General features: G+C 46.5%; 25 protein-coding genes and 1 tRNA gene. 6 read left to right on the forward strand and 20 right to left on the reverse strand.

What is annotated here, in order from left to right:
* The first annotated feature begins 47 nt into the window (after positions 1–47).
* The 3 genes from S2091_RS14580 (at position 48) to S2091_RS14590 (ending at position 1,257) form a co-directional block, all read left to right on the forward strand.
* Positions 48–566 (forward strand): GNAT family N-acetyltransferase, encoded by a 519-nt coding sequence (locus S2091_RS14580; protein ID WP_105532683.1) that lies wholly within the window; start codon positions 48–50, stop codon positions 564–566.
* Positions 567–697: 131 nt separating this feature from the next.
* Complete coding sequence (locus S2091_RS14585; protein ID WP_105532684.1) at positions 698–895, forward strand: type II toxin-antitoxin system VapB family antitoxin; 198 nt, start codon at positions 698–700, stop codon at positions 893–895.
* The gene (locus S2091_RS14590) at positions 892–1,257 is read left to right on the forward strand and encodes a type II toxin-antitoxin system VapC family toxin (RefSeq protein ID WP_105532685.1); all 366 of its coding nucleotides are present in this window, start codon (positions 892–894) and stop codon (positions 1,255–1,257) included. The genes S2091_RS14585 and S2091_RS14590 overlap by 4 nt, the downstream gene beginning before the upstream one ends.
* A 24-nt stretch (positions 1,258–1,281) precedes the next feature.
* Here S2091_RS14590 and S2091_RS14595 read toward each other — a convergent pair whose 3' ends face one another.
* Positions 1,282–1,845 (reverse strand): DUF1415 domain-containing protein, encoded by a 564-nt coding sequence (locus S2091_RS14595; protein WP_105532686.1) that lies wholly within the window; start codon positions 1,843–1,845, stop codon positions 1,282–1,284.
* A gap of 231 nt (positions 1,846–2,076) precedes the next feature.
* Here S2091_RS14595 and S2091_RS14600 point away from each other — a divergent pair, with 231 nt between their 5' ends.
* Both S2091_RS14600 and S2091_RS14605 read left to right on the forward strand, forming a co-directional pair.
* Positions 2,077–2,472, forward strand: coding sequence for a polyketide cyclase (locus tag S2091_RS14600; protein WP_105532687.1), 396 nt, complete (start codon positions 2,077–2,079; stop codon positions 2,470–2,472).
* Positions 2,473–2,540: 68 nt separating this feature from the next.
* Complete coding sequence (locus tag S2091_RS14605; RefSeq protein WP_105532688.1) at positions 2,541–3,953, forward strand: short-chain fatty acid transporter; 1,413 nt, start codon at positions 2,541–2,543, stop codon at positions 3,951–3,953.
* A gap of 10 nt (positions 3,954–3,963) precedes the next feature.
* Here the strand turns inward: S2091_RS14605 and S2091_RS14610 are convergent, their stop codons facing one another.
* From S2091_RS14610 to aceB, 3 genes are all read right to left on the reverse strand, one after another.
* Positions 3,964–5,172 (reverse strand): acetyltransferase domain-containing protein, encoded by a 1,209-nt coding sequence (locus S2091_RS14610; RefSeq protein WP_105532689.1) that lies wholly within the window; start codon positions 5,170–5,172, stop codon positions 3,964–3,966.
* Between the two features lie 114 nt (positions 5,173–5,286).
* Positions 5,287–6,075, reverse strand: a complete 789-nt coding sequence (aqpZ, locus tag S2091_RS14615; protein ID WP_423828243.1) for an aquaporin Z — start codon at positions 6,073–6,075, stop codon at positions 5,287–5,289.
* A 123-nt stretch (positions 6,076–6,198) separates the two neighbouring features.
* The gene (gene aceB / locus S2091_RS14620; RefSeq protein ID WP_105532690.1) at positions 6,199–7,785 is read right to left on the reverse strand and encodes a malate synthase A; all 1,587 of its coding nucleotides are present in this window, start codon (positions 7,783–7,785) and stop codon (positions 6,199–6,201) included.
* Positions 7,786–7,951: 166 nt separating this feature from the next.
* Between aceB and S2091_RS14625 the strand changes: the two genes are divergently transcribed.
* Entirely contained in the window at positions 7,952–8,860 is a 909-nt protein-coding gene (locus tag S2091_RS14625) for a LysR family transcriptional regulator (protein ID WP_105532691.1), read from the forward strand.
* A 124-nt stretch (positions 8,861–8,984) separates the two neighbouring features.
* Here S2091_RS14625 and S2091_RS14630 read toward each other — a convergent pair whose 3' ends face one another.
* From S2091_RS14630 to maiA, 16 genes are all read right to left on the reverse strand, one after another.
* Positions 8,985–9,188 carry a cold-shock protein gene (locus S2091_RS14630; protein ID WP_105532692.1) on the reverse strand — a complete coding sequence of 68 codons (204 nt, stop codon included), beginning with the start codon at positions 9,186–9,188 and terminating at the stop codon, positions 8,985–8,987.
* A gap of 197 nt (positions 9,189–9,385) precedes the next feature.
* Positions 9,386–9,775, reverse strand: coding sequence for a MerR family transcriptional regulator (locus S2091_RS14635; RefSeq protein ID WP_105532693.1), 390 nt, complete (start codon positions 9,773–9,775; stop codon positions 9,386–9,388).
* 28 nt (positions 9,776–9,803) lie between these two features.
* Positions 9,804–10,220: an integration host factor subunit alpha gene (locus tag S2091_RS14640; RefSeq protein ID WP_105532789.1), complete on the reverse strand. Its 417-nt coding sequence runs from the start codon at positions 10,218–10,220 to the stop codon at positions 9,804–9,806.
* An 86-nt stretch (positions 10,221–10,306) separates the two neighbouring features.
* Complete coding sequence (pheT, locus tag S2091_RS14645; RefSeq protein ID WP_105532694.1) at positions 10,307–12,733, reverse strand: phenylalanine--tRNA ligase subunit beta; 2,427 nt, start codon at positions 12,731–12,733, stop codon at positions 10,307–10,309.
* 14 nt (positions 12,734–12,747) lie between these two features.
* On the reverse strand, positions 12,748–13,764 hold the full coding sequence (gene pheS, locus S2091_RS14650) for a phenylalanine--tRNA ligase subunit alpha (protein ID WP_105532695.1): 1,017 nt from the start codon (positions 13,762–13,764) through the stop codon (positions 12,748–12,750).
* Between the two features lie 229 nt (positions 13,765–13,993).
* A complete protein-coding gene (gene rplT, locus S2091_RS14655) occupies positions 13,994–14,353 on the reverse strand; it encodes a 50S ribosomal protein L20 (RefSeq protein WP_105532696.1) in 360 nt (119 codons plus the stop codon).
* Between the two features lie 27 nt (positions 14,354–14,380).
* Entirely contained in the window at positions 14,381–14,578 is a 198-nt protein-coding gene (gene rpmI / locus S2091_RS14660; RefSeq protein ID WP_105532697.1) for a 50S ribosomal protein L35, read from the reverse strand.
* A 169-nt stretch (positions 14,579–14,747) separates the two neighbouring features.
* Positions 14,748–15,272, reverse strand: a complete 525-nt coding sequence (gene infC / locus S2091_RS14665) for a translation initiation factor IF-3 (RefSeq protein ID WP_105532698.1) — start codon at positions 15,270–15,272, stop codon at positions 14,748–14,750.
* Between the two features lie 56 nt (positions 15,273–15,328).
* Positions 15,329–17,236, reverse strand: a complete 1,908-nt coding sequence (gene thrS, locus S2091_RS14670; protein WP_105532699.1) for a threonine--tRNA ligase — start codon at positions 17,234–17,236, stop codon at positions 15,329–15,331.
* A 228-nt stretch (positions 17,237–17,464) separates the two neighbouring features.
* Positions 17,465–17,541, reverse strand: a tRNA-Val gene (locus S2091_RS14675).
* 284 nt (positions 17,542–17,825) lie between these two features.
* Entirely contained in the window at positions 17,826–20,075 is a 2,250-nt protein-coding gene (locus S2091_RS14680; RefSeq protein WP_105532700.1) for a RelA/SpoT family protein, read from the reverse strand.
* Between the two features lie 47 nt (positions 20,076–20,122).
* On the reverse strand, positions 20,123–20,491 hold the full coding sequence (locus S2091_RS14685; RefSeq protein WP_105532701.1) for a RidA family protein: 369 nt from the start codon (positions 20,489–20,491) through the stop codon (positions 20,123–20,125).
* Positions 20,492–20,528: 37 nt separating this feature from the next.
* Entirely contained in the window at positions 20,529–21,407 is an 879-nt protein-coding gene (locus S2091_RS14690; RefSeq protein ID WP_243405436.1) for an alpha/beta fold hydrolase, read from the reverse strand.
* Positions 21,408–21,724: 317 nt separating this feature from the next.
* A complete protein-coding gene (locus S2091_RS14695; protein WP_105532702.1) occupies positions 21,725–22,366 on the reverse strand; it encodes a CoA transferase subunit B in 642 nt (213 codons plus the stop codon).
* A 2-nt stretch (positions 22,367–22,368) separates the two neighbouring features.
* Positions 22,369–23,088 carry a CoA transferase subunit A gene (locus S2091_RS14700; protein WP_105532703.1) on the reverse strand — a complete coding sequence of 240 codons (720 nt, stop codon included), beginning with the start codon at positions 23,086–23,088 and terminating at the stop codon, positions 22,369–22,371.
* Positions 23,089–23,241: 153 nt separating this feature from the next.
* Positions 23,242–23,880: a maleylacetoacetate isomerase gene (gene maiA, locus S2091_RS14705; protein ID WP_105532704.1), complete on the reverse strand. Its 639-nt coding sequence runs from the start codon at positions 23,878–23,880 to the stop codon at positions 23,242–23,244.
* Positions 23,881–24,071 lie beyond the last annotated feature (191 nt).

The raw sequence follows: 24,071 nt of genomic DNA on the forward strand, positions 1-24,071 counted from the left end.
TTTTTTAGTATCCCCGTTTAATTTAATTAAAAATCCCACTCTTATTTATGACGACAATCCGACTCGCTGATTTAGCTGACGCCAGCAATCTCGCCGCTCTTGGCATCCAGGTTTGGTTGCATACCTATGCAACCAGTGGTATTCACCAAGCTATTTCTGATTACGTACTCGCCGAATTTACCGCCGAAAAATTTCAGCAATTGCTGATTGCACCTGACCATATTGTGCTAATTGCAGAAAAAAATGCGCATCTGGTCGGCTATGCGGTGCTAAAGCTGGATGCTAGGTGCAACGATGTATCGCACACCAGTACCGAGCTGGTAACTCTGTATGTACAAGAGCATTTCACCCGTCAAAATATTGGTACAGCTTTATTGTCAGCCTGTGCTGACTACGCGCAACAGAGCACCGGTAGTGCGCTGCTCTGGTTGAGCGTCAATCAAAACAATACCCGCGCCAGCACGTTTTACCATCAGCACGGATTTCGCAAATACGGTGTGACCTATTTTGAAATTGGCAGCGAACGGCATGCTAATGATATTCTGGCAAAACCATCAGCTTCATGATTCCGTTCCAGCAAATAATTTACGCCAGCCTTCAATGATCAATTCACTCAACGCATTCTTATATAGTCAGCCAAAACACAATAGTTAGCATCAACTGATGCTAAAATTAGTGCTCAACATGGAGGGGAAATATGAGAACGACAATCACGCTAGATGACGATTTACTAGCCAGAGCACTTGAGATAAGTGGCAAAACAGAACGAACCGAAGTATTACACGAAGCATTGCGTGCCCTTATTGCACGTGAAGCAGCAAAGAGGCTAGCTCAACTTGCGGGCTCTATGCCGGATGCACAGGATATACCGCGCCGCCGGGAAGAAATGCCATGATACTGGCCGATACATCGATTTGGATTGACCTGTTTCGTGGTACCAACCAATTGCAGCACCTGCTTTTTCGCAATGAAATTTGCATCCACCCTTTTATCATTGGCGAACTTGCCTGCGGCAGTTTACCCGATCGAAAAAATACGCTTCATTTATTGCACGAACTACCATTCGTTCCTGTCGCCAAGCACCATGAAGTGTTATTTTTTATCGAAACGCACAAACTTGCGGCACGTGGCATCGGTTATGTCGACATGCATCTATTAGCATCAACGGCGCTAGATGGTTGCAAACTTCTAAGCAGAGATAAACGGCTACATAGCATCGCACAAGAGCTTAACTTAGCCTATTATCAGGATCATTGATTTAACTCTGAAATCCCTCACGGATTACTGGCCTGGTTCCATTTCATCAAACAATTTACGCCAGCCCTCAATCCCCAATTTATTCAGCGTATCCATATTTTTCTGAAAAATTTCATCCATATCCGGATACGACTCAACCGCACGATCCACACTTTCTTCACGCAGAATATGTAGAGTTGGGTACGGGGAACGGTTAGTGTAATTTTCAATATCTTCCGGCTTGGTGCCAGCGAATTGATAGTCTGGATGGAAGCTGGCAATTTGTAAAACGCCGTCGGCATTGAGCTCTTCCAGCAATGCATCTGCTACATCTAAAAAATCATTAAAATCTAAAAAGTCAGTCAGCACGTTAGGGTGAATTAATAACGTAGTTTCTACTTCAGTTGGATCAGCATCGAGTAAAAATTTAATCTCGCGTAATAATTCGGAATGCAAATCACGCGCACTGGTGGCGTCGCTGACGGCATAACGGACTTGCTGTTTCACATGTACGGCTTTAGCGAACGGGCAGAGGTTTAGGCCGATAACTGCTTTTTCTAACCAGGTTTGCGTAGCAGACAGTATTTCGGGGTGGCTTAGAGATGTCATAGTCACAGTAGGTATAGAGAGAATTTCAAGACCGCCAAGTGTACACTACGATGCGAATGTGACGTAGTGAATATGAAAAATGGAGCCTATTAGGAAGACTAGCAACGCTTATCTCCGTTGTGAAAGCGAGCATAAAATGGTGGGACTCCGTTTTGAAGACGAAATAATTGCAAATAGTAAATTTCAAGATTATGATTCCCCAGAGTAATCGCCACTGGGAAGGAGATCACCATGCTTGAGTCCATAACAATTAGCATCTCAATTCAGCGTAACTGGAAAGATCTCTACGAAGCAATCTGGCGGCCGGAAGATTTTCCTAAATGGGCCTCTGGGCTCACCAAATCACCACTCATTAAAGAAGGCGCAAGCTGGAAAGCGGAAGGCCCCGAGGGACCGATTACGGTCAGGTTTACAGATCACAACGAGTTTGGCGTGATGGATCATTATGTTGATTTAGGTAACGGTACAGAAATCTACGTGCCACTCAGAGTAATCCCAAACAGCGATGGTGCCGATGTACTGCTTACCTTATTCCGGCAAGCGGGCATGTCAAACAGTAAATTTAAAGAAGATGTGGATTGGGTGAAACGCGACTTTCTTACCTTAAAAGCGCTGGTTATGAACTGATTACGCGCTGACTATGCGCTGATTTTGCACTAGCGCAATAAATAATACTTATAACAAGGAGAACAAGCATGGCAACAATATTTAGCAACGCACTTGAACACACCGCGCAGGCAGTCACGAGTTGGGCAGAAAAGTGGTTTCCAGACGCCTATATTTTTGCCGCCTTAGCCGTTGTTGTGGTCGCGGCTGGCGCATGGTTTATGGGTGCGCCGCTCACACAAATAGGCATTGCATTTGGTGATGGTTACTGGAGCTTAATTCCCTTCACCATGCAAATGGCAATGGTGGCTATTTCCGGCTATGTACTTGCCGTCTCGCCCCCTGCCGCCGCCCTCATTGCACGACTCGCCAAACTTCCTCGCAGTGGCCGCTCGGCGGTCGCGTTTGTTGCAATGGTCAGCATAATCGCATCGTTTATTAGCTGGGCAATTAGCCTGATATTTGCCGGCCTATTGGTGCGTGCCTTAGCTCGCCGCACTGATTTACGCATGGACTATCGCGCCGCTGGCGCGGCAGCATATTTAGGACTGGGAGCAACATGGGCTTTAGGTCTCAGCTCATCCGCAGCACAACTGCAAACCAACCCGGCAAGCCTGCCGCCAACTTTGCTGGCAATTACCGGTGTACTACCTTTTTCACAAACCATTTTTTTACCGCAATCGATGCTGCTGGCGTTAATCATCATGCTGGTTTCGATTTGCATTGCGTATTTCTCCGCACCGCGCGACGCCAACGCCAGCACTGCCGATGATCTTGCCGTTAACCTGGATGACACTCCGGAAACCACCGATATCGACCGTCCCGGTGATTGGCTGGAACGTAGTCCATTGCTAACGCTGTTAATAGTGGCATTAGGTGCGCTATGGATATGGCATGAATTCAGCAGCAAGAATCCCCTGATCGCGATTACTAACCTGAACACCTATAATTTTGTATTGCTGCTATTCGGCATGCTGTGTAATTGGCGCCCACAACGTTTTTTACGCGCCGTTACGCAGTCGGTTCCGAGCACCGCTGGAGTGCTGATTCAGTTTCCACTTTATGGCGGCATTGCATTTATATTGACCAAGGCGGGTGCTGCCGATGGACATACCCTATCGCATTATCTCGCGCAATTTTTCGTCACCATTTCCACACACAGTAGCTTCCCTGGCGTGATAGGTATCTACTCAGCCATCCTCGGATTTTTTGTGCCTTCCGGCGGTGGCAAATGGATCATCGAAGCGCCTTATGTCATGCAGGCCGCCATCGATTTAAAGGTACATTTGGGCTGGGCGGTGACGGTATACAACGCAGCGGAAGCACTACCAAATTTGATTAATCCATTCTGGATGTTGCCCTTGCTCGGCATACTCAGGCTCAAGGCACGCGATATTGTCGGCTATACGTTTGTTCAATTTATTGTGCATGTGCCGCTGGTGATTTTCTTGCTGTGGGCCTTGGCAGGAACGCTCAGCTATCTACCGCCGGCAATGCCGTAGCGCGGTCGCACTATAAATAACTTAACCACCAGTCATTGCGTCGCGCCTTTACTGCCGCGACCCATCGGCAAAGTGGGTAAAGACAAACGATAACCAGCAGCCAAACTACGTACACACCAGATAACCCCAAACCAAACTGTTTGGGGTTAAACGGGAAAAAAGTTTTCATCTGAATAAATGTAAAGCCCTGAACCATGCCGATGATGACGGCGATAGAGTGCGCCAAATAAAAATGGGCGACGTAAAAAGTAAAAGGAACTCGCCCGAACATGACTAAGGTATCTTTAAACCACCCTTTGATCTGATCGGCGTAGGCGCAAATAATCGCTGCCGGGCCAAGCGTCATTAACAGGTAATGCAAGCTTGGCGGATATTTGGTGGTATTGAAAAAACTCTCGATCGTTGCGGTGAGGTTTTCCGGCTGATAATGCCATCCATGCGCGTCACCGAATAAATTTATAGCGCGTATCAATACAAATCCTAGCGTCAAGCCAATACCAATTTTCAGTAATTGCGGATTGCGCTTTTCAGGTGCCTGTTTAAATAAAACCGCTGTACCAAAACCTAATAACATCACACCGACCCAAGGCAGTAACGGGTAAAGGAAAAAGAACTGGAACTGCCCCGCGGTTACGCCCATTTGAGTGTGCAACGCAGCCCATAAAGGAAGACTGATGCCATCACTATTTTTCGGCCAAATACCATCAAGAAAATTGTGGCTTAGTACGATGATGGCGCCGATATAAAGGCACCATCGCGCTCCTAAAAACTGCACTCCGGCGAGTATCACCATGCTCGCGCCAATTGCCCAGATCACTTGCATGGCCACAAAAGTGCGTCCACCCATTTGCTCAAGGCCGAATGGTGAAAAAGTGAATGCTGTCGAAATAATAAACACTTCAACAAAGATAAGCCATAAACCGCGCTTCAATAAAAAAATCCCAAGTGAATTGGGATTTTTTCGTGATGTCATTAAACCTGCACTCGTTCCAGCCAGGAAGACGAAAACCGGTGCGCAGAAATGGGTAATCCAGCGCGTAAAGAATAATAATGGCGTTGCATGGGGATCTAGCATCGGATCCTGATGATTCATCATGACAAAATCACGTACATGATCCAGCGCCATAATCAACAAAACCAGGCCGCGCAACATATCGATGGATGTTAAACGGTAACCACGCTGATCTTGTGCGTCATCAATAAGGAATCCATTGGTCATTTTTTGCTTTCTTTATTCTGGCTAATAAAGATTGAAAATGCTGAGACAAGGAAACACCACAGACTCAGCCTAATAACTGAGCCTGTATGCGTTAGTTTCCCAAGTTAAATCAATTTAGTTTTTTTCTTCAGAAGCAATAAAGCGATAAATCACTGCGCCTAAAATGGCACCCATAATCGGTGCAACCCAGAACATCCACAGTTGCGAAACAGCCCAATCGCCTACGTACAACGCAACAGCCGTACTACGCGCAGGGTTGACTGACGTATTGGTCACAGGAATGCTGATAAGGTGAATCAAAGTTAAACCCAAACCGATAGGCAACGGTGCAAAACCAGCTGGAGCGCGTTTATCGGTTGCACCCATGATGATCAGCAGAAACATCATCGTCATCACGACTTCACAAAGAAAAGCAGCTTCCATGGAATATTTGCCAGGTGAATGCTCACCAAAACCATTTGACGCAAAACCACCAGCCACACTAAAACCTGCTTTACCGCTGGCAATTAAGTACAGTACGCCGCCGGCAACTAAACCGCCCAACACTTGGGCAATGATGTAAGGAATAACTTGCTTGGCAGGAAAACGTCCGCCAACCCAAAGTCCAATCGATACGGCAGGATTTAAATGGCAACCAGAAATATGGCCGATCGCATATGCCATCGTCAAAACAGTTAGACCAAACGCCAGTGACACGCCGACAAAGCCGATGCCCAAACCGGGAAATCCTGCGGCTAATACCGCACTGCCACATCCGCCCAGTACCAGCCAAAACGTACCGAAAAATTCTGCTCCGTATTGCTTCATGTTTTCCACCTTTCGAATTAATCGAAATAAATTGTTAATGTCATGGGTATTAATGCCATGCAATTTTGTCACATGGCAATAGTGCGTACAATACATTATTTATTCGGCAAAAACAGCAATGTTGTTGCGATTTAACACTATTTAAAAGACCTGGTCATCTGAGCCAGCAACAAAAAACCGCGCTAAAAAACGCGGTTTTTTGAGTAGCTAAAAACCAAATCAAATCTCTTCGTACAGCGGTAAAGTCAAAAATTCAGCGAAATTATCGGAAGTCGACATTTCTTCGAATATAGTCGCAGCGCGATCATACGTTGCGCCATCACCGACGAGAGCTTTAACTTTGGCTAATTCTTCCGGAATCATTGCACGTACCATCGCATCGGTGACTTTGCGGCCATCATCCAGCACACCTTTGGTGGAACGTATCCATTGCCATACTTGCGAGCGGCTGATTTCTGCGGTTGCAGCATCTTCCATCAAATTATGAATCGGTACGCAACCATTACCAGCCAGCCATGCACCTAAATAATGAATACCGACGTTAATGTTATAGCGCAGGCCGGCTTCAGTAATCGGTGTTTCCGGCTGGAAATTCAGCAAATCTGCCGCGCTGACGTTAATGTCAGGACGTTGTTTATCGATTTGATTGAGCTTGTCACCCAACACTTTCTTAAATTCGCCCATCGCCAAATCTACCAAACCGGGATGCGCTACCCAGCCGCCATCGTAACCATCCGTTGCATCACGGGCTTTGTCAGTACGCACGCCGCCCATCGCAATGTCGTTCTTTTCCGGATCATTTTTAATCGGGATTAGTGCGGCCATTCCGCCGATGGCTGGCGCATTGCGCTTGTGGCAGGTTTTCAACAACAGCAAAGCATAAGCGCGCATAAATGGCGCAGTCATAGTAACTTTGGCGCGATCAGCCAGGCAGAAATCTTTATCGTTTTTGAATTTTTTAATGCAAGAGAAAATGTAATCCCAACGCCCTGCATTCAAGCCGGAACTATGCTCACGCAGTTCGTATAAAATCTCATCCATTTCAAACGCAGCGAGGATAGTTTCAATCAAAACGGTGGCTTTAATTGTGCCTTGTGGCAGGCCCAATTCGTTTTGCGTCATCACAAAAATATCGTTCCACAAGCGCGCTTCCAAATGCGATTCTAATTTCGGCAAATAAAAATACGGGCCAGCACCGCGTGCCAATTGTTCTTTCGCGTTATGCACCATGAACAACGCAAAATCAAAAACCCCACCTGAAATACGACGGCCATCGACTAACACATGTTTTTCATCCAAATGCCAACCGCGTGGACGCACAACCAGAGTCGCGGTCGTTTCATTCAATTTATACGATTTACCGTTTTGTTCCATGCTAATGGTTTTACGTACCGCGTCCCGCATATTCAACTGACCAGTTACCTGGTTATCCCAGTTTGGCGTATTTGAATCTTCAAAGTCGGTCATGTAGCTGTCAGCGCCGGAATTCAAGGCGTTAATCACCATCTTGCGTTCGACCGGGCCGGTAATTTCAACGCGACGGCATTCCAGTGCCTTAGGAATAGGAGCAATTTTCCAGTCACCCGCACGGATATGCGCAGTTTCCGGTAAAAAATCTGGGCGTTCGCCGGCATCCATGCGTGCGGCACGGGCAGTACGCGCAGCCAATAATTCCTGACGCCGTGGCTCGAAAGTGCGAGTAAGCTTGGCGATTAACGCCAGTGCTTCCGGCGTCAAAATCGAAGCGAAGCCTGGTTTAATTTCGCCGATAATTTCCATTCCAGCGGGTAATTGAAGTTGAGTCATTGGTGTTTCTCCCTATTAAAAAACGTTAATGCAAATGCCGACTTAACTCGCAGTATATTAGATACTAAATGAGATGAATACTCACTTTTATCAAATCATCTTTGCGATTAAGTGATAAATCGAGGATGATGTACGTTCTGAATATTTACGTTACCACTTAGCTACTATGGATCAATTCAAACAAATTTCAACTTTTGTTGAAGTCGTTACCAAAGGCAGTCTATCTGCCGCCGCACGTGCCGAAGGTGTTGCACCTTCGCTAATCGGACGTCGTATTGATGCGCTAGAACAACGTTTGGGTGTGAAGTTATTACAGCGCACTACCAGAAAAATCGTGCTGACCAACGAAGGGATGGCATTCTTAGATAATTGCCAGCGAATCTTAGCTGAATTAGAAGAAGCCGAAGCCGCCGTTTCGGAACGCAATGCTAATGCCGTCGGGCAGCTGACTATTTCCGCACCGGCCGGCTTTGGGCGGCAACATGTTGCACCACTGATTCCATCCTTTTTAGCCGAACATCAGCAGGTGAATGTGACATTGAACTTAAATGATCGCGTGGTCGATTTAATTGGCGATGGCGTAGATATTGCAATTCGGATTGCTACATTAAATGATTCCAGCCTGATCGGAGTGAAGCTGGCCGACAACCAACGGGTCGTAGTCGCCTCGCCAGCCTACATTAAACGCCACGGAACTCCACGCACCCTGGCAGATTTGGCACGCCATAATTGTTTAGCGTTTAATAACGATGGCAGTCAGCGCGGCTGGACTTTTCGCCAGCAAGGCAAAAATATCACTCACAAAGTCAGCGGCAATATGGTGTGCAATGACGGTGAAGTTTTACACGACTGGGCTTTGGCAGGTAAAGGTTTAGCGTGGCGTTCGATGTGGGAAGTGGGTGCGGAATTAACCACTGGAAAATTAGTGTCGGTGCTAGACGAATTCGCTGCACCAGATCATGATATTTATGCGGTGTTTGCGCAAAAACGGCATTTACCTTTGCGGATACGTTTATTCGTTGATTTTTTAAAACATGCTTACAGCACGCCTAATTATTGGAACAAAAAATCCTAAAGGAAGTAGAAAGAGGTAAAAAAGAAGCAAAAAAATAACGATAAAGTAAAAAAATAGGCAAAAAAAATCCCCGCGTGTGCGGGGATTTCTCAACAAATTTTAATACCCGGTTAAAAGCCTAAGCTTAGATACCTTGGATATTTGAAGCTTGCTTGCCTTTAGGGCCAGTAGTAACTTCGAAAGAAACACGTTGGTTTTCTTTCAGAGTTTTAAAACCAGCTGACTGGATAGCTGAGAAGTGAGCAAATAAATCTTCGCCGCCTTCGTCTGGAGTAATGAAACCAAAACCTTTAGAATCATTGAACCATTTAACAATACCTGTTGCCATTACAATTTCCTATTTCAGTTAGATGGGCAATCGCCCGTTAGATCGTTTCAACCAAGTAAGAAATGACAGACTGATACTGCACTACTACCTAGAATTTCAACGATGAACAATTATACTGCATAAACACAAACGGCCAACTATTTATGATAAATAATTTTATTTATTGCGTTTAATTACTTAAAAACCACTTTTAACTGCTACAAACGCAACAGTTTTTGTATATTAAGTAATTCCGTACGCAAAGTTTCTGCCGTTTCGCCCGAAAAAGTCAGCTCGGAAGTTTCTTTTGGCGAATTTATTTCTAAACTCGATTGTCCGCCCAGTTGATTCCGAGCGCCATTAATGGTGAAACCTTGTTCATACAGTAATTCACGTATCCGGCGAATTAAAAGAACTTCGTGGTGCTGATAATAACGACGGTTACCGCGACGTTTTACCGGTTTTAATTGCGAAAACTCTTGCTCCCAATAGCGCAATACATGTGCCTTCACTCCGCACAAATCGCTTACCTCACCTATTGTAAAATAACGCTTGGCCGGAATCGCAGGCAAAACAAGAGCATCATCTTTATGCAAAGTCTCACTCATCGCAAAATCCAATTTATCCAATTATTTATTAAACAGAATCACTAGATGCAGATTGACCAGACAATTGGTCAACCATGCTTTTCATTTTTTGACTCGCATGAAAAGTCACTACGCGCCGTGCGGAAATGGGGATTTCCTCACCGGTTTTAGGATTACGTCCAGGACGTTGCGGTTTGTCTCGCAATTGGAAATTTCCAAAACCAGACAGTTTAACCGCTTCACCACGCTCGAGCGCATTGCGAATTTCATCAAAAAAAGTTTCGACCATATCTTTGGCCTCACGCTTATTCAAACCGACTTGTTCAAATAAAAGCTCGGCCAATTCCGCCTTAGTCAACGTCGTGAGTTGTTTAGCGGCCATCATACGTGCTTGAGCTTCTTGCTTGGCCCGATTCAAATTGGCATCTAGTTCTGATTGCGGCTCAGTCAAAGTCTCGTCCTTCATTTGTTGGCGTATTTGTTCCACATCAAGTTCCACTTCAATTTCCAACTCTTTTAAATTGAGCATAGTGCATTCATATTATTCCAGATTTATGAGCGCAACTTAGCATCACAACGTGTTTGCGCGGCGCTTAGTAATGCGGCCATAGCGGCCTCAATAAGCTCCTCCTGCAGAGTAGACTGAGTATCTTGTAAGGTGCATCGGAATGCAAGGCTTTTTTCATTATCCTGCAAACCTTTTCCACGATATTCATCAAATAAAACAATGGCTTGCACACATAGGCACGCTGGATTTAAACGTCGTTCCTGCATAAATACATCAAGCACATCTTGCACTGCAACAGTTTGATTTACCAACAACGCCAAGTCACGCGTGACTGCCTGGAATTTAGGAATTTCCTGATACGCCGGCACGCCAACCGCTTGTAATGCAACGGCGTCCAATTCAAACACGACAGGTGCCAATGGCAAATCGTATTTTTGTTGCAATGCCGGATGCAATTCACCCAACACACCAACCACTTTGCCGTCACATTCAATTTGCGCCGAGCGACCAGGATGCAATGCAGGATGATCAACTTTGCTAAAACGTAGTGTTTTTGGCGCAAATAATGCTTCGATATCCGCTTTCACATCAAAGAAATCAACTTGACGAGTCGCCTGCCCCCACTGCTCTTCCGCTTGTGATCCATACGACAAACCAGCCAATTTTTTAGGCTCGTTAAATCCGGCCACGGTTAAACCGCCATCAAGAACAGTTTCGTCGCGCAAATACACTGGCGCAATTTCAAAAATACGAATCCGGCTTACTTTACGGTTTAAGTTATAGCGTGCATTAGCAACCAGGCTGGCGATCAAATTGGTGCGCATTACACTCATATGACTCGCGATAGGGTTTTGCACCTTGATCGGATTAGCATTATTCGCAAAATCCTGCTCCCAAGCAGCTTCAACAAAACTGTAATTCAGCACTTCCTGATAATCCAGATCAGCAATCTGACGTCGCACTTTAAATAACGAGCGGGTATTTTCAGGCAAAATCCGCATGGCAGATGCAGCTACCGGCGGCAAGGCAGGGATATTTTCAAAACCATACACGCGCGCCACTTCTTCAATCAAATCTTCTTCGATTTCAATATCAAAGCGGTACGATGGCGGCGTCACCAAAAAGCCATCTGGCTCTTGGGTGAACGGTAGCCCTAAGCGTTGGAAGATATCAGCAATTTGAACGTCCGACAACGCAACGCCGATCACTTTAATCGCGCGCGCAGTGCGTAATTTGACTGGCGGGCGAGTTGGCAAATTAATGATTTGATCATCTACTGGACCAACTGATCCGCCGCAAATAGTCACAATTAAACCAGTAATGCGTTCGATGTGTGCAACGGTGCTGGCAAAATCAACGCCGCGCTCAAAGCGATGTGCTGCATCAGTCGAAAAATTAAAGCGGCGAGCACGGCCTTGAATGGCGCTTGGCCACCAAAACGCTGCTTCCAGATAAATATTTTGCGTATCCAACGTGACGGAAGTTGCGTCACCGCCCATGATGCCCGCCAACGATTCCAAAATCGGCGCTTCGCCGGTGGTGGAGATGACGCCTATCCACGGATCCACGTTAACGGTATTCCCGTTTAATAATTTAATCGACTCGCCAGCCTTACCCCAACGTACTTCAATACCGCCGCTGAGTTTATCCAAATCAAATACATGGCTAGGCTGACCTAGTTCCAGCATGACGTAATTAGAAATATCAACCAACGCGGAAATAGGTCGTTGACCAGCACGTTCCAAGCGTTGCTTCATCCAGTCTGGAGTTGGTGCTTTGGCGTTGACACCACGAATCACACGCCCGGAAAAACGGCCGCATAAATCAGGCGCAGATACTTTTACCGGCAAAATTTCAGTCAGTGTTACCGGAACAGCGGTTGCACTTGGGACGTGCAAAGCCGTGCCAGTCAAAGCTGACACTTCACGCGCCACGCCCAATACCGATAAACAATCGGCTTTATTTGGCGTGAGTTTGATGGTGAACTTTAGGTCGTCCAAATCAAGGAAGTCACGAATCGACGCGCCGATTGGCGCATCTTCCGGCAAATCCATCAAGCCGGAATTTTCTTCTGACAATTTTAATTCACGCGCTGAACACAACATTCCCTGCGATTCTACGCCGCGTAACTCGCCGACTTTAATTTCAAACGGTTTCCCATCTGCGCCGGGTGGCAACATTGCGCCCGCTTTGGCACAAGCTACTTTCATGCCGGCGCGCACATTCGGCGCACCACACACGATTGTCAACAATTCGCCAGTACCGACATCAACTTTACATACGTTCAAACGATCCGCATTCGGATGTTTTTCAAGCGAGACGACTTGCGCAACAACGACATGGCTAAATGGCGGTGCGACTGTTTCGGTGTCTTCTACTTCCAAACCTGACATGGTGAGCAAATGTGCTAATGCGTCTGACCCCATGCTTGGGTTGACCATGGTGCGTAACCAATTTTCTGAAAATTGCATAGTTGAATCCGTTATTAGTTAAATTGCTTCAAGAAGCGCAAATCGCCTTCGTAGAACAAACGCAAATCGCTGATCCCGTAACGCAGCATAGTCAAGCGTTCCAAACCGGAGCCGAATGCAAAGCCTATGTATTTCTCAGGATCTAATCCCATGTTGCGCACTACACTCGGGTGTACTTGCCCGGAGCCAGATACTTCTAACCAACGTCCTTTTAATGGGCCACTGCCAAAGGCAATGTCAATTTCTGCCGACGGTTCAGTGAAAGGAAAATACGATGGACGAAACCGCACTTGTAAATCATCGGTTTCAAAAAATGCCTTAACAAAATTAAGGTACACGCCTTTTAAATCAGCGAAACTGATGTCTTCGGCAATCCACAAACCTTCGACCTGATGGAACATCGGCGAATGGGTCGCATCACTATCAACACGATAAGTGCGGCCTGGTGCGATAACTTTAATTGGGGCGGAATTCATGCGTGCATAACGCACTTGCATTGGACTGGTATGAGTACGCAACAACAATGGTTTGCCAGTGCTGTCATTACCTTCAACGTAGAAGGTGTCTTGCATGGAACGCGCCGGATGATTTTCCGGGCTGTTTAGAGCAGTAAAATTGGTCCAGTCGGTTTCAATTTCAGGGCCATCGGCCACATCAAAACCAATCGAGCGGAAAATTTCTTCAACCCGTTCCCAAGTGCGCATCACCGGATGCATACCACCGACGCTACGGCCACGGCCTGGCAAAGTGATGTCGATGGCTTCGGCATTTAAGCGCGCCTGCATTTGAGCGTTCGCGAGTTGGTCGCGGCGCGCTCCTAATAAATTTTCGATTTGGACTTTAATCGCATTGATAATGGCGCCCTGCGCTTTGCGCTCGTCTGGCGACAATTTACCCAAGCCTTTCATGAGCTCAGTGATTTGTCCGGTTTTACCAAGAAATTTTGCCTTGGCATTTTCTAATGCGGCTGCATCTTCGGCGGCAGCAAAGTCGGTGCCAGCCTGAGTTACGAGATTATCTAATGAATTCATGCTGATATTTCCTGCTCTGGCACAAGCCCGACTACCAAGAGGACTTATGCAAAATTGTTTCGGCAAGGCGTGCCGACGCAGATGGTACTTTGGTACAGCAAGGAGAGCACAACGCAGCAGAAGCGATTTGCGTAAGTACTAACCAAAATAAAAAACAGGGCAAAGTATAACCTTTGCCCTGCCTCTTTTACAATGCCGCTAAAAACTAGCGGGACATTGCTAACAACAATTACGCAGCCAAGGTAGCTTTAACTTGATTAACAATCGCAGCAAATGCTGGTTTGTCCATCACAGCCATATCAGCCAAGACCTTACGATCCAGACCGATAGAAGCTTTTTTAAGGCCATTCATGAATACGCTGTATGTCAGGCCGTGTGAACGTGACGCGGCATTGATACGAGTGATCCACAAAGCGCGGAATACGCGTTTTTTGTTACGACGATCGCGGTAAGCATATTGACCAGCGCGCATAACTGCTTGCTTGGCAATACGGTAAACCTTACTACGACGACCACGGTAACCCTTGGCTAAATTTAGAACTTTCTTATGACGGGCACGAGCTGTAACCCCACGTTTTACTCTAGGCATGATAACTCCTTAATATTGAGTATGAGGTTAAGCGTTTGGCATCATGCGCATGACTGATACTACGTCTGCTGCATTAACGTTCGTGATACCGCGCAATTGGCGTTTGTTCTTGGTAGTCTTTTTGGTCAAAATGTGGCGCTTGAAAGCGTGTCCACATTTGATCGTTCCACCTGGACGCACGCGAAAGCGTTTCTTGGCAGAGCTTTTGGTCTTCATTTTTGGCATAACGTTACTGTCTGTTAAGGACAGTTCCAATTTTAACGTGATTGTAGGTGGTAGCGAACTCGCTACACTTTGATGCCCACTCTCACTTATTTAGAACAGTGAAATCGAGTCCACTGTTATTTAATCTGACGTATTGCTACGTCAGACAAATTCCGGATTTACTACTAAATTACTTTTTCTTCTTCGGCGCCAAAACCATTACCATTTGGCGGCCTTCCATCTTCGGAAACTGCTCAACTTGACCGTACGGCTCAAGGTCGCCTTTCAAGCGCTCAAGCATCCGCATTCCGATGTCTTGGTGAGCCATTTCACGACCACGAAAACGCAAAGTGATTTTAGTTTTATCGCCATCATCAAGGAATTTGATCAGATTACGCAACTTAATGTTGTAATCGCCATCATCCGTACCTGGCCTGAACTTCACTTCCTTCACCAAAACAACTTTTTGTTTCAGCTTGGTTTCATGCGCTTTCTTTTGCTCTTGGTATTTAAACTTGCCGTAATCCATCAAGCGACATACTGGCGGCTGCGCGTTAGGTGCAATTTCGACCAAATCCACGCTTGCCTCTTCAGACAAACGAATTGCTTCGGCCAATTTTACGATGCCTAACGGCTCATTTTCAACGCCGGACAGACGTACTTCTAGAGCGGTAATTTCGCCGTTGATGCGATGTGTTGACTTGTCAGTAGCTATTGCAGTTTCCTTTTAATATCAAATAAACAGGCCGTGCTCTGTTGCGAAAGGTTCGATCAGGCTTTTGTGGCGATCTCATGATTGAGACGCTCAACTAAAGCACTAACAGGCATTACACCCAGATCGAGATTACCTCGCGTACGCACGGCCACTGTACTTGCATCCCTTTCCTTATCACCAATAACAATGATGTAAGGCACTTTTTGAACGGAATGCTCGCGTATTTTATAGGTTATTTTCTCATTACGCAAATCAAGGTTTACTCTAAAGCCTTGTTTCTTTAAGCTTTCAGCAACAGATTTGGCATATTCCGCTTGCGAATCGGAAATATTTGTCACCACAACTTGCACCGGTGACAACCACAACGGGAAAGCGCCAGCAAAATTCTCAATCAAAACACCAATAAAACGTTCCATTGAGCCAACAATAGCTCGGTGCAACATAATAGGAATTTTGCGTGAATTATCTTCCGCCACATATTCCGCACCCAAACGTACCGGCATGGAAGGATCAATCTGCACAGTCCCCACCTGCCATGAGCGACCCAAACTATCTTTTAAATGGTATTCAATTTTCGGACCATAAAACGCGCCTTCACCCGGCAATTCTTGCCATGTCAGACCGCAAGCACGTAACGCTGAACGCAATGATTCTTCAGCGCGATCCCAGTCTTCTTCAGTACCGATGCGATTATCTGGACGAGTCGCGATTTTAATGTCGATATTGTGAAAACCAAAATCTGCATACACTTTCATCGCCTGCGGATGGAAAGTCATCACTTCCTGGGCGATTTGCTCTTCAGTACAGAAAATATGACCATCATCCTGAGTAAAGCCGCGCACCCGCATAATGCCGTGTAACGCGCCCGAAGTTTCGTTGCGATGGCATTGACCGAACTCGCCAAAACGCAATGGCAATTCACGATAACTACGCAAGCCAGTATTAAAAATTTGCAAATGACCTGGGCAATTCATCGGCTTTAAGGCGTAATTGCGGTTTTCCGATTCTGTCGCAAACATCGATTCGCGATAGTTTTCCCAATGCCCGGTTTTTTCCCACAGAGTACGATCCAGAATTTGCGGTGTTTTGACCTCCTGATAGCCGCCATCCTGATACACCTGACGCATGTATTGCTCAACCTGCTGCCAGATAGTCCAACCTTTGGCATGCCAGAACACCAGTCCCGGCGCCTCTTCTTGCATGTGAAATAAATCCAAGGCCTTGCCTAATTTACGATGGTCACGTTTTTCAGCTTCCTCCAGCATAAATAAATACGCTTCCTGATCTTCTTTTTTGATCCAGGCAGTGCCGTACACGCGCTGCAACATTTCATTTTTAGAGTCGCCGCGCCAGTAGGCGCCCGCTAACTTCATTAGCTTAAACACCTTCAACTTACCAGTCGATGGTACGTGCGGGCCACGACACAAATCAGTGAAGTTGCCTTCTGTGTAGAGCGATACATCTTGATCGGCCGGAATCGAGGAAATAATCTCCGCCTTATACGCTTCACCGATAGAAGTGAAGTAAGCCACCGCTTCGTCACGCGGCAGCACTTTGCGAGTAATTACTTCGTCCTTTTTAGCCAGTTCTGCCATTTTCTTTTCAATTAAGACTAAATCATCCGGTGTAAATGGACGCTTGTAGGAAAAGTCATAGTAAAAGCCGTTATCAATCACCGGACCGATGGTGACTTGCGCATCAGGATAAAGCTGCTTCACCGCGTAGGCCAATAAATGCGCAGTGGAATGACGAATTACTTCCAGACCTTCTGGATCTTTTTCTGTTACGATCGCCAAATCAGCGTCAGCTTCAATCAAAAACGAGGTATCAACCAGTTGGCCATTAACTTTACCGGCCAAGGCCGCTTTGGCGAGGCCAGCACCAATACTGGCGGCGACTTGCGCAACTGTTACCGGGGCGTCGAATTGACGTTGTGAACCATCAGGAAGTCTGACTGAAACCATCGTATTCTCCAAAAGAAAAATAGTAAGTGGATGAAGCTAAATTTACAAAGAATATTGCGCGTGAAAATGCGCACGAAAAAAAACGCGGACTAGCCGCGCTTTTTCAAAAGAGACAAACGAAAAAGATCCTCGACTAGAGTCGCGTACCAAACAAGGTGGTAGTTCGCGGTGTCATAACCAAGGTGCCTTTCTCGCTCTTAAAGTGAGTTACGTGTTACTGCAAATTTGTGGTGGGCGGTGAGGAATTCGAATCCCCGACCCCTTGGATGTCGACCAAGTATTCTAACCAGCTGAACTAACCGCCCCGAAGAGCCGAGACTATAGCAAAGTTCATGTTGAGCGTAAAGCATTTTTCGCTACTTTTTTATTATTTTTAGGTTCGTAGGGTGGGCACGCTCTTGTGCCCACGCGTTATCGACGGTCAATAATAGGTTCGACACTTTCTCTTTGTTGATCAAATGTTCATCGTGCCCACGCGTAACATTTGATTAACAATACCCTCACACAATCCATTGCTTATTCACGGCTACGCGTGGGCACGGTGAGTCTGTGCCCACCCTACCCCTGTTTTTCGCAAGAATATACCCGATTACTGACGTCGCACATCCTGCACGCCACTCACATCACGCAACACCATTAAGGCTTTTTGCAATTGCGCAGTAGAGCCGATTTCTGCCGTAAACGACATCCGCGCCTGACCTTTAGCACTTTGGGTGCTCACGCCAATCACATTAATTTTTTCGCGTGAAAAAATTTCTGAAATATCGCGTAACAAACCTTGCCTATCTTGCGCCAGAACATAAATATCAACTGGATAAACCGTTTCGCGTCCTGGCTGCCCCCAAGTAGTCAGAATCACCCGTTCCGGTGATTTTTTGCGCATCTCGGTAAAATTTTTACAATTAGCGCGATGGATCGACACGCCTTTGCCGCGCGTCACAAAACCGACGATCACATCCGGCGGCGCAGGTTTGCAGCACTTAGCCAGAAGCGTTAATAAACCGTCAGTACCAACCACTAACACGCCTGACTTCGCGCCTTGAATCACACTTGAGGCGCGGCTTTTATTAATTAATACTTCGTCAGATACCGGCGGTACAACTTCGTCATGCAAAGCATGCTCAACCTGACGCAGGCTAAACTCTTCTTTACCTACCGACAAAAACAGGTCTTCCACTTTATCAAAGCCGCACTTGCGCGCCAGCTCTTCTAAATTCATGACCGTTTTACCTTCGCGCTGCAAGGTTTTCTCAACTTGTGCACGCCCTTTACTCAAGGTTTCTTGCTGATCCAAGGCATTAAACCAAGCGCGGATTTTGGAGCGGGTGCGTGAACCAACTGCATATTCGGGATTTAGCCAATCACGCGATGGGCCGGTCTCCAATCCGATTTTTGCAGTAATAATTTCAACGGTCTGCCCATTTTTAAGCGGAGTATTTAACGGCACCATCACGCCATCTACGCGTGCACCACGGCAGTTATGCCCGACGGATGTATGCAAATGGTAGGCGAAGTCAATCGGCGTAGCGTTATTCGGCAATTCAATAACGCGTGCTTGCGGAGTGAGTACGTAAATACGATCATCCAGCGTGGTTGATTTGAGTTTCTCTACCCACTCGCGCTGTAAATTATCGTCGCCTACTACGGCTTCCGTGATATCGGTTTTCCAGGCTAATAATTGGCGCAACCAGGCAATTTTTTCGTCGTACTCTTGCCCGGCAAAATTCGAACCGCCCTCTTCTTTATAACGCCAATGTGCTGCCACGCCATACTCGGCAAAATGGTGCATGTCTTTGGTGCGAACTTGCACCTCAAAGCCGCGCTTATCGTCAGCAATAACAACGGTATGCAATGATTGGTAGCCATTTGGTTTGGGGCGTGCGATGTAATCATCGAACTCTTCGGGAACTGGAGTCCAGATGTTGTGCACAATGCCTAATACGGTATAGCAGGCCTTGATGTCGTCAACAATAATCCGGAACGCACGCACGTCATTAAGCTCGTCAAAGTCAATGTCTTTGCCGCGCATTTTGTTCCAGATACTAAAAATATGCTTAGGCCGACCAAACACTTCGGCTTTAATACCAACGGCATTCATTTCATGCTGCAAGCGATCTATCGACTTGGCGATAAACTCTTCGCGTTCGGTACGCTTTTCTTCCAGCATTCTGGCAATTTTTGAATACGATTCAGGCTCAATAAAACGGAACGACAGATCTTCCAATTCCCATTTCATTTGCCACACGCCCAAACGGTTAGCCAGCGGCGCGTATAAATCAAACGTTTCACGCGCGTATTGCTTACTGGTTTCATCAAAGCGTTTTTGTTCGGCGAAATAGCGCAAGGTAGTGAGCCTAGAAGCCAGACGCACCAAGACCACCCGCATATCTGACGCCATCGCCAGTAACATTTTGCGCAAGGTTTCCAGCTGTGTGGAAGCCTGCTGCGCGGCGTTTTTATTACGTCCAGGTTCAGGTAGTGCGGCCTGCTGCATCAAGTGCAATGCACTTAAACGCATTAAGCCACGCACACCGCCGACCAAATCAACAATTTCTTTACCAAAACGAGCTTCAATGCCTTCCGCTGCACGAGGGTCAATTTGCGGCAATTCAAACAGCAAGCTGGCAATTCGGGTGTCGGCATCACTGCGCAAGGAACCTAAGGTTGCAGCCACACCGCGCGCAAATTGCAAGGCATTTTGCCCTGTGACCAATTCCACCGCTTCGTAATGGGGAGAGACGAATTCGAGCGCATCAAGCACCCGTTGCGCGTCTTCCGGTGAAAGGCTGGCAACTAGGTTGTCGATGTTTTCGCTGTTGACAGCGGCTATGGAGACCATGGGGCAATTACTCGTTTTAATTACTTACTTATTTAATTACTTAATTACTAGTTTGCGGCTTTTAGCGCTGCCGTAATCACTACTTCAATTAACCAGGCTGGATTCGCAAGAGCTGCCTGCACGGTAGCGCGCGGCGGGGTATTACCTTTAGCGACCCAACCTTCCCAAACTTGATTCATCGCTGCAAAATGTGTCAAATCTGAAAGATAAATCTGGCACATTAAGATGTGTGATTTATCGGTGCCAGCTTCCGCCAACAAGGTATCTATTTGCGCTAAAACGCTGCTGGTTTGTCCAGCGATGTCCAAACTATCATCGGCAGTAACTTGCCCGGCCAAATACACAGTGCGGTTATATACGGCCATTTCCGACATACGCGTACCGACATGGAAGCGCTTAATTTCTTGATTTTGCATTGCAATCCTTGTGAAACCAACTCAATAATAAACCCAACTATTCCAGCAGAAAATCTTTTATTACCGTAATTTGATCAGCATGCACCAAAGTGGGAGCATGTCCTACTTTTTCAAATTCAACCAACTGAGCGCGTGGCCCGCGCTTTGTCATTTGCAGTGCAGTTTCCGGTAATAATAAATCCGATTCGGCGCCACGTAGTAACAGGGTAGGACAGGCAATAGCGTCATAGGCCGCCCACATCATCATCTGCATCGCTTCGGCCAATTCCGGACTGACTGCCTGCATCGACACGGCAAGCTTTAAGTCGTAATGCCGTATCCACATGCCATCTTTATCCTGTCGCAAAACATCCATGCAAAATTTATGCCACTCCTCTTCGGTGTGCTCACCGAAAGTCTGCGAAATTGTACGGATAAACTGGGCAGCTTCATCAAATGTGGCAAACCGCATTGGTTGGCCGATATATTGCGCAATCCGGGTCAGCGCCGAGATATTCAAGACCGGTCCAATATCGTTCAAAATTAATTTTTGAATTGGGTTTTCAGGCAAGGAAGCCAAGCCTATTCCGATCAAACCGCCCATTGAAGTACCGAGAAAGGACAGATTGGGTGGATTAATGCGCGCTAATAATGTCACCATGTCGCAGACATATTGCTGCACCTGATAATGCTGCGGATTACGCAACCAACCCGAACGTCCGCGCCCTACTACATCGGGGCAAATTACCCGAAATTGGCTAGACAATTCGCGTGCCAACGCATCAAAATCATCGGAAACACGGGTAACACCATGCACGCACAACAGCACATTGGGGTTATCAACTTCGCCCCATTCCTTATAGGCCATGCGATGCAAACCATCAGGGGAAATGCATTGTACCGACTCAATCCGAACTTGATCAGATCTGCGTATCATGTTGATCCCTAGGTTATTCCATCCCAAAATCTCTTAGATTCATTGAAGAGATTGTTAGAGCGGACAAATTATAAAAGTAGAAATCTCTACATAAGCAAAAAGTACTGCTTTGTGAATAAAATAATACTCACAGACGTTAAATTGATTGAATAAAAAGTACGATTAAACGACACGAAATAAGAATGAAACCTGAGTGATGCGGAGTTTCCTTGCACCTACTAATACCATCTTAGTACAAGGAAAACTCTCTATTAGCATTAAAACTAACCGATGGACCGCCCCGTTAACTTCAACGGCACACCATCGGCTTTATGCCATTAAACCAGCGCACTTACATCCAGCTTTGCTTCTGTTTTAGTGATAATTTCTTCAACTGAAACACCGGGCGCCAATTCCGCTAATTTTAAGCCGTTAGGTGTAATGTCGATAACGCCTAAATCGGTAATGATCCGATTTACCACGCCGACACCAGTCAACGGCAAATTACAGGAATTTAGAATTTTGTGCGAATCACCTTTGGCGACATGCTCCATGAGCACCACCACGCGGCCAACGCCAGCCACCAAATCCATCGCGCCGCCCATGCCCTTGACCATTTTCCCGGGGATCATCCAATTGGCTAAATCACCAGTTTGACTGACTTGCATTGCGCCCAAAATGGCCAGATTAATTTTCCCGCCGCGTATCATCGCGAAGGAATCGGCAGAACTAAAAATAGATGAGCCAGGCAAGGTTGTAACCGTTTGTTTTCCGGCATTAATTAAGTCAGGGTCAACCTGCTCTTCAGTAGGAAACGGGCCGATGCCCAACAAACCGTTTTCAGATTGCAACCAGACTTCCATGCCCGTTGGAACATGATTAGCCACCATGGTTGGCAAGCCGATACCTAAGTTGACATAAAACCCGTCTTGCAATTCTTGCGCTGCGCGTGCAGCCATTTCATCACGATTCCATGCCATGCTTATTCTCCCGCCTTGGTTGTCGCTGCGACTGTTAATGTACGTTGTTCGATACGTTTTTCCGGTGTGGTGTTGAGCACGATCCGGTGCACATAAATGCCGGGTGTGTGAATTTCATCGGGATCGAGTTCGCCGATTTCCACAATATGCTCGACTTCTGCCACCGTGATTTTACCTGCCATCGCCACATTAGGATTAAAGTTGCGCGCCGTTTTGCGGTACACCAGATTACCGGCTTTATCAGCCTTATAGGCTTTCACCAATGACACATCGGCCACCAATGCACGTTCCATGACATAGTTATGCCCGTCAAATTCGCGGATTTCCTTGCCTTCGGCAACAATCGTTCCTACTCCGGTTTTAGTGAAAAAAGCTGGAATGCCCGCGCCGCCAGCCCGCAATTTTTCAGCCAGCGTGCCTTGCGGAGTAAATTCCAAAGCCAGTTCACCGGCTAAATATTGACGTTCAAATTCTTTGTTTTCACCGACATAAGAAGAGATCATTTTTTTAATTTGGCGCGTAGTTAATAACTGCCCCAATCCAAATCCATCCACGCCGGCATTGTTCGAAATAGCGGTTAAGTTTTGCACACCGGAATCGCGCAAAGCACCGATTAACGCCTCTGGAATACCGCACAGACCAAAGCCACCCACTGCAATAGTCTGACCATCTTTAACAATGTCTTTCAAGGCTGTGTTGGCATCGGGATAAAGTTTATTCATATTGTCTCCTGGCTAATTTTAAGTGTCTGAATGGCGAGCAAAGGCTTGTAGGATAAATTACAAGCCTTGGTGGCGCAATACCGGAACAGCAAGTTTTGAGCCGGATACATGGCTGAATCCGGAATAAATCTGAGATACATTGATCACGCTTGATCACTCAGCATCGGGCTGAGCGGCTGGTGCAGCTTGTTCAAAAGCGGGCAGCAGCATGGCATTTTCATAGATGCGACGCAAAGTTGGATAGTCTTCCATCGGACAGGCAAAACGCGCTGCATTCCAGATTTGCGGAACCACGAAAGCATCGGCCAGACTTGGCTCATCACCGCAGCAATATGTACCCGCTTTTTGCGCAACCAGTTTTTCCAAGGCAGTAAAACCTTGTGCAATCCAATGGTGGTACCAAGCCGTTTTTTGCTCTTCGGTCAGTGCCAGCGGGCCTGTCAGGTATTTGAGAATTCGTAGATTATTCACCGGATGAATGTCACATGCCACCAGATTGCAGACCGAACGCACCCAAGCGCGCTCAAACGCATCGACTGGCAACAATGCCGGCTGCGGATGCAATTCTTCCAGATATTCGCACATTGCCATGGATTGCGTCAAAACTTTACCGTCGTCATCCAAGCTCGGCACTGCACCCATTGGATTCAGGGCCAAGTACGCTGGCGTATGCTGTGCACCACCCTGCTTAACCAGATGCACCGCGTCATAGTCATAAGGAAGTTGTTTTAAATTGAGGACAATACGCACTCGGAACGAGGCTGATGAGCGAAAATAAGAATAGAGTTTCATAATATTATCTATAAATTACATACCTTAGTATGCAAATTGAAAATACGTCATTAGGGTCAATCTTTACCCAGGGATAAACATATACTGCCAAATTTAATGGCCTTCATCGCCCTGAAAGCCATTAGATACGTTAAAAAAATAGGGTAAGCATGGGCGTATACGAAAACAGCGTAAATAGCCTGATTATTATT

This window comes from Solimicrobium silvestre (assembly GCF_002976435.1).
Taxonomy (GTDB): domain Bacteria; phylum Pseudomonadota; class Gammaproteobacteria; order Burkholderiales; family Burkholderiaceae_D; genus Solimicrobium; species Solimicrobium silvestre.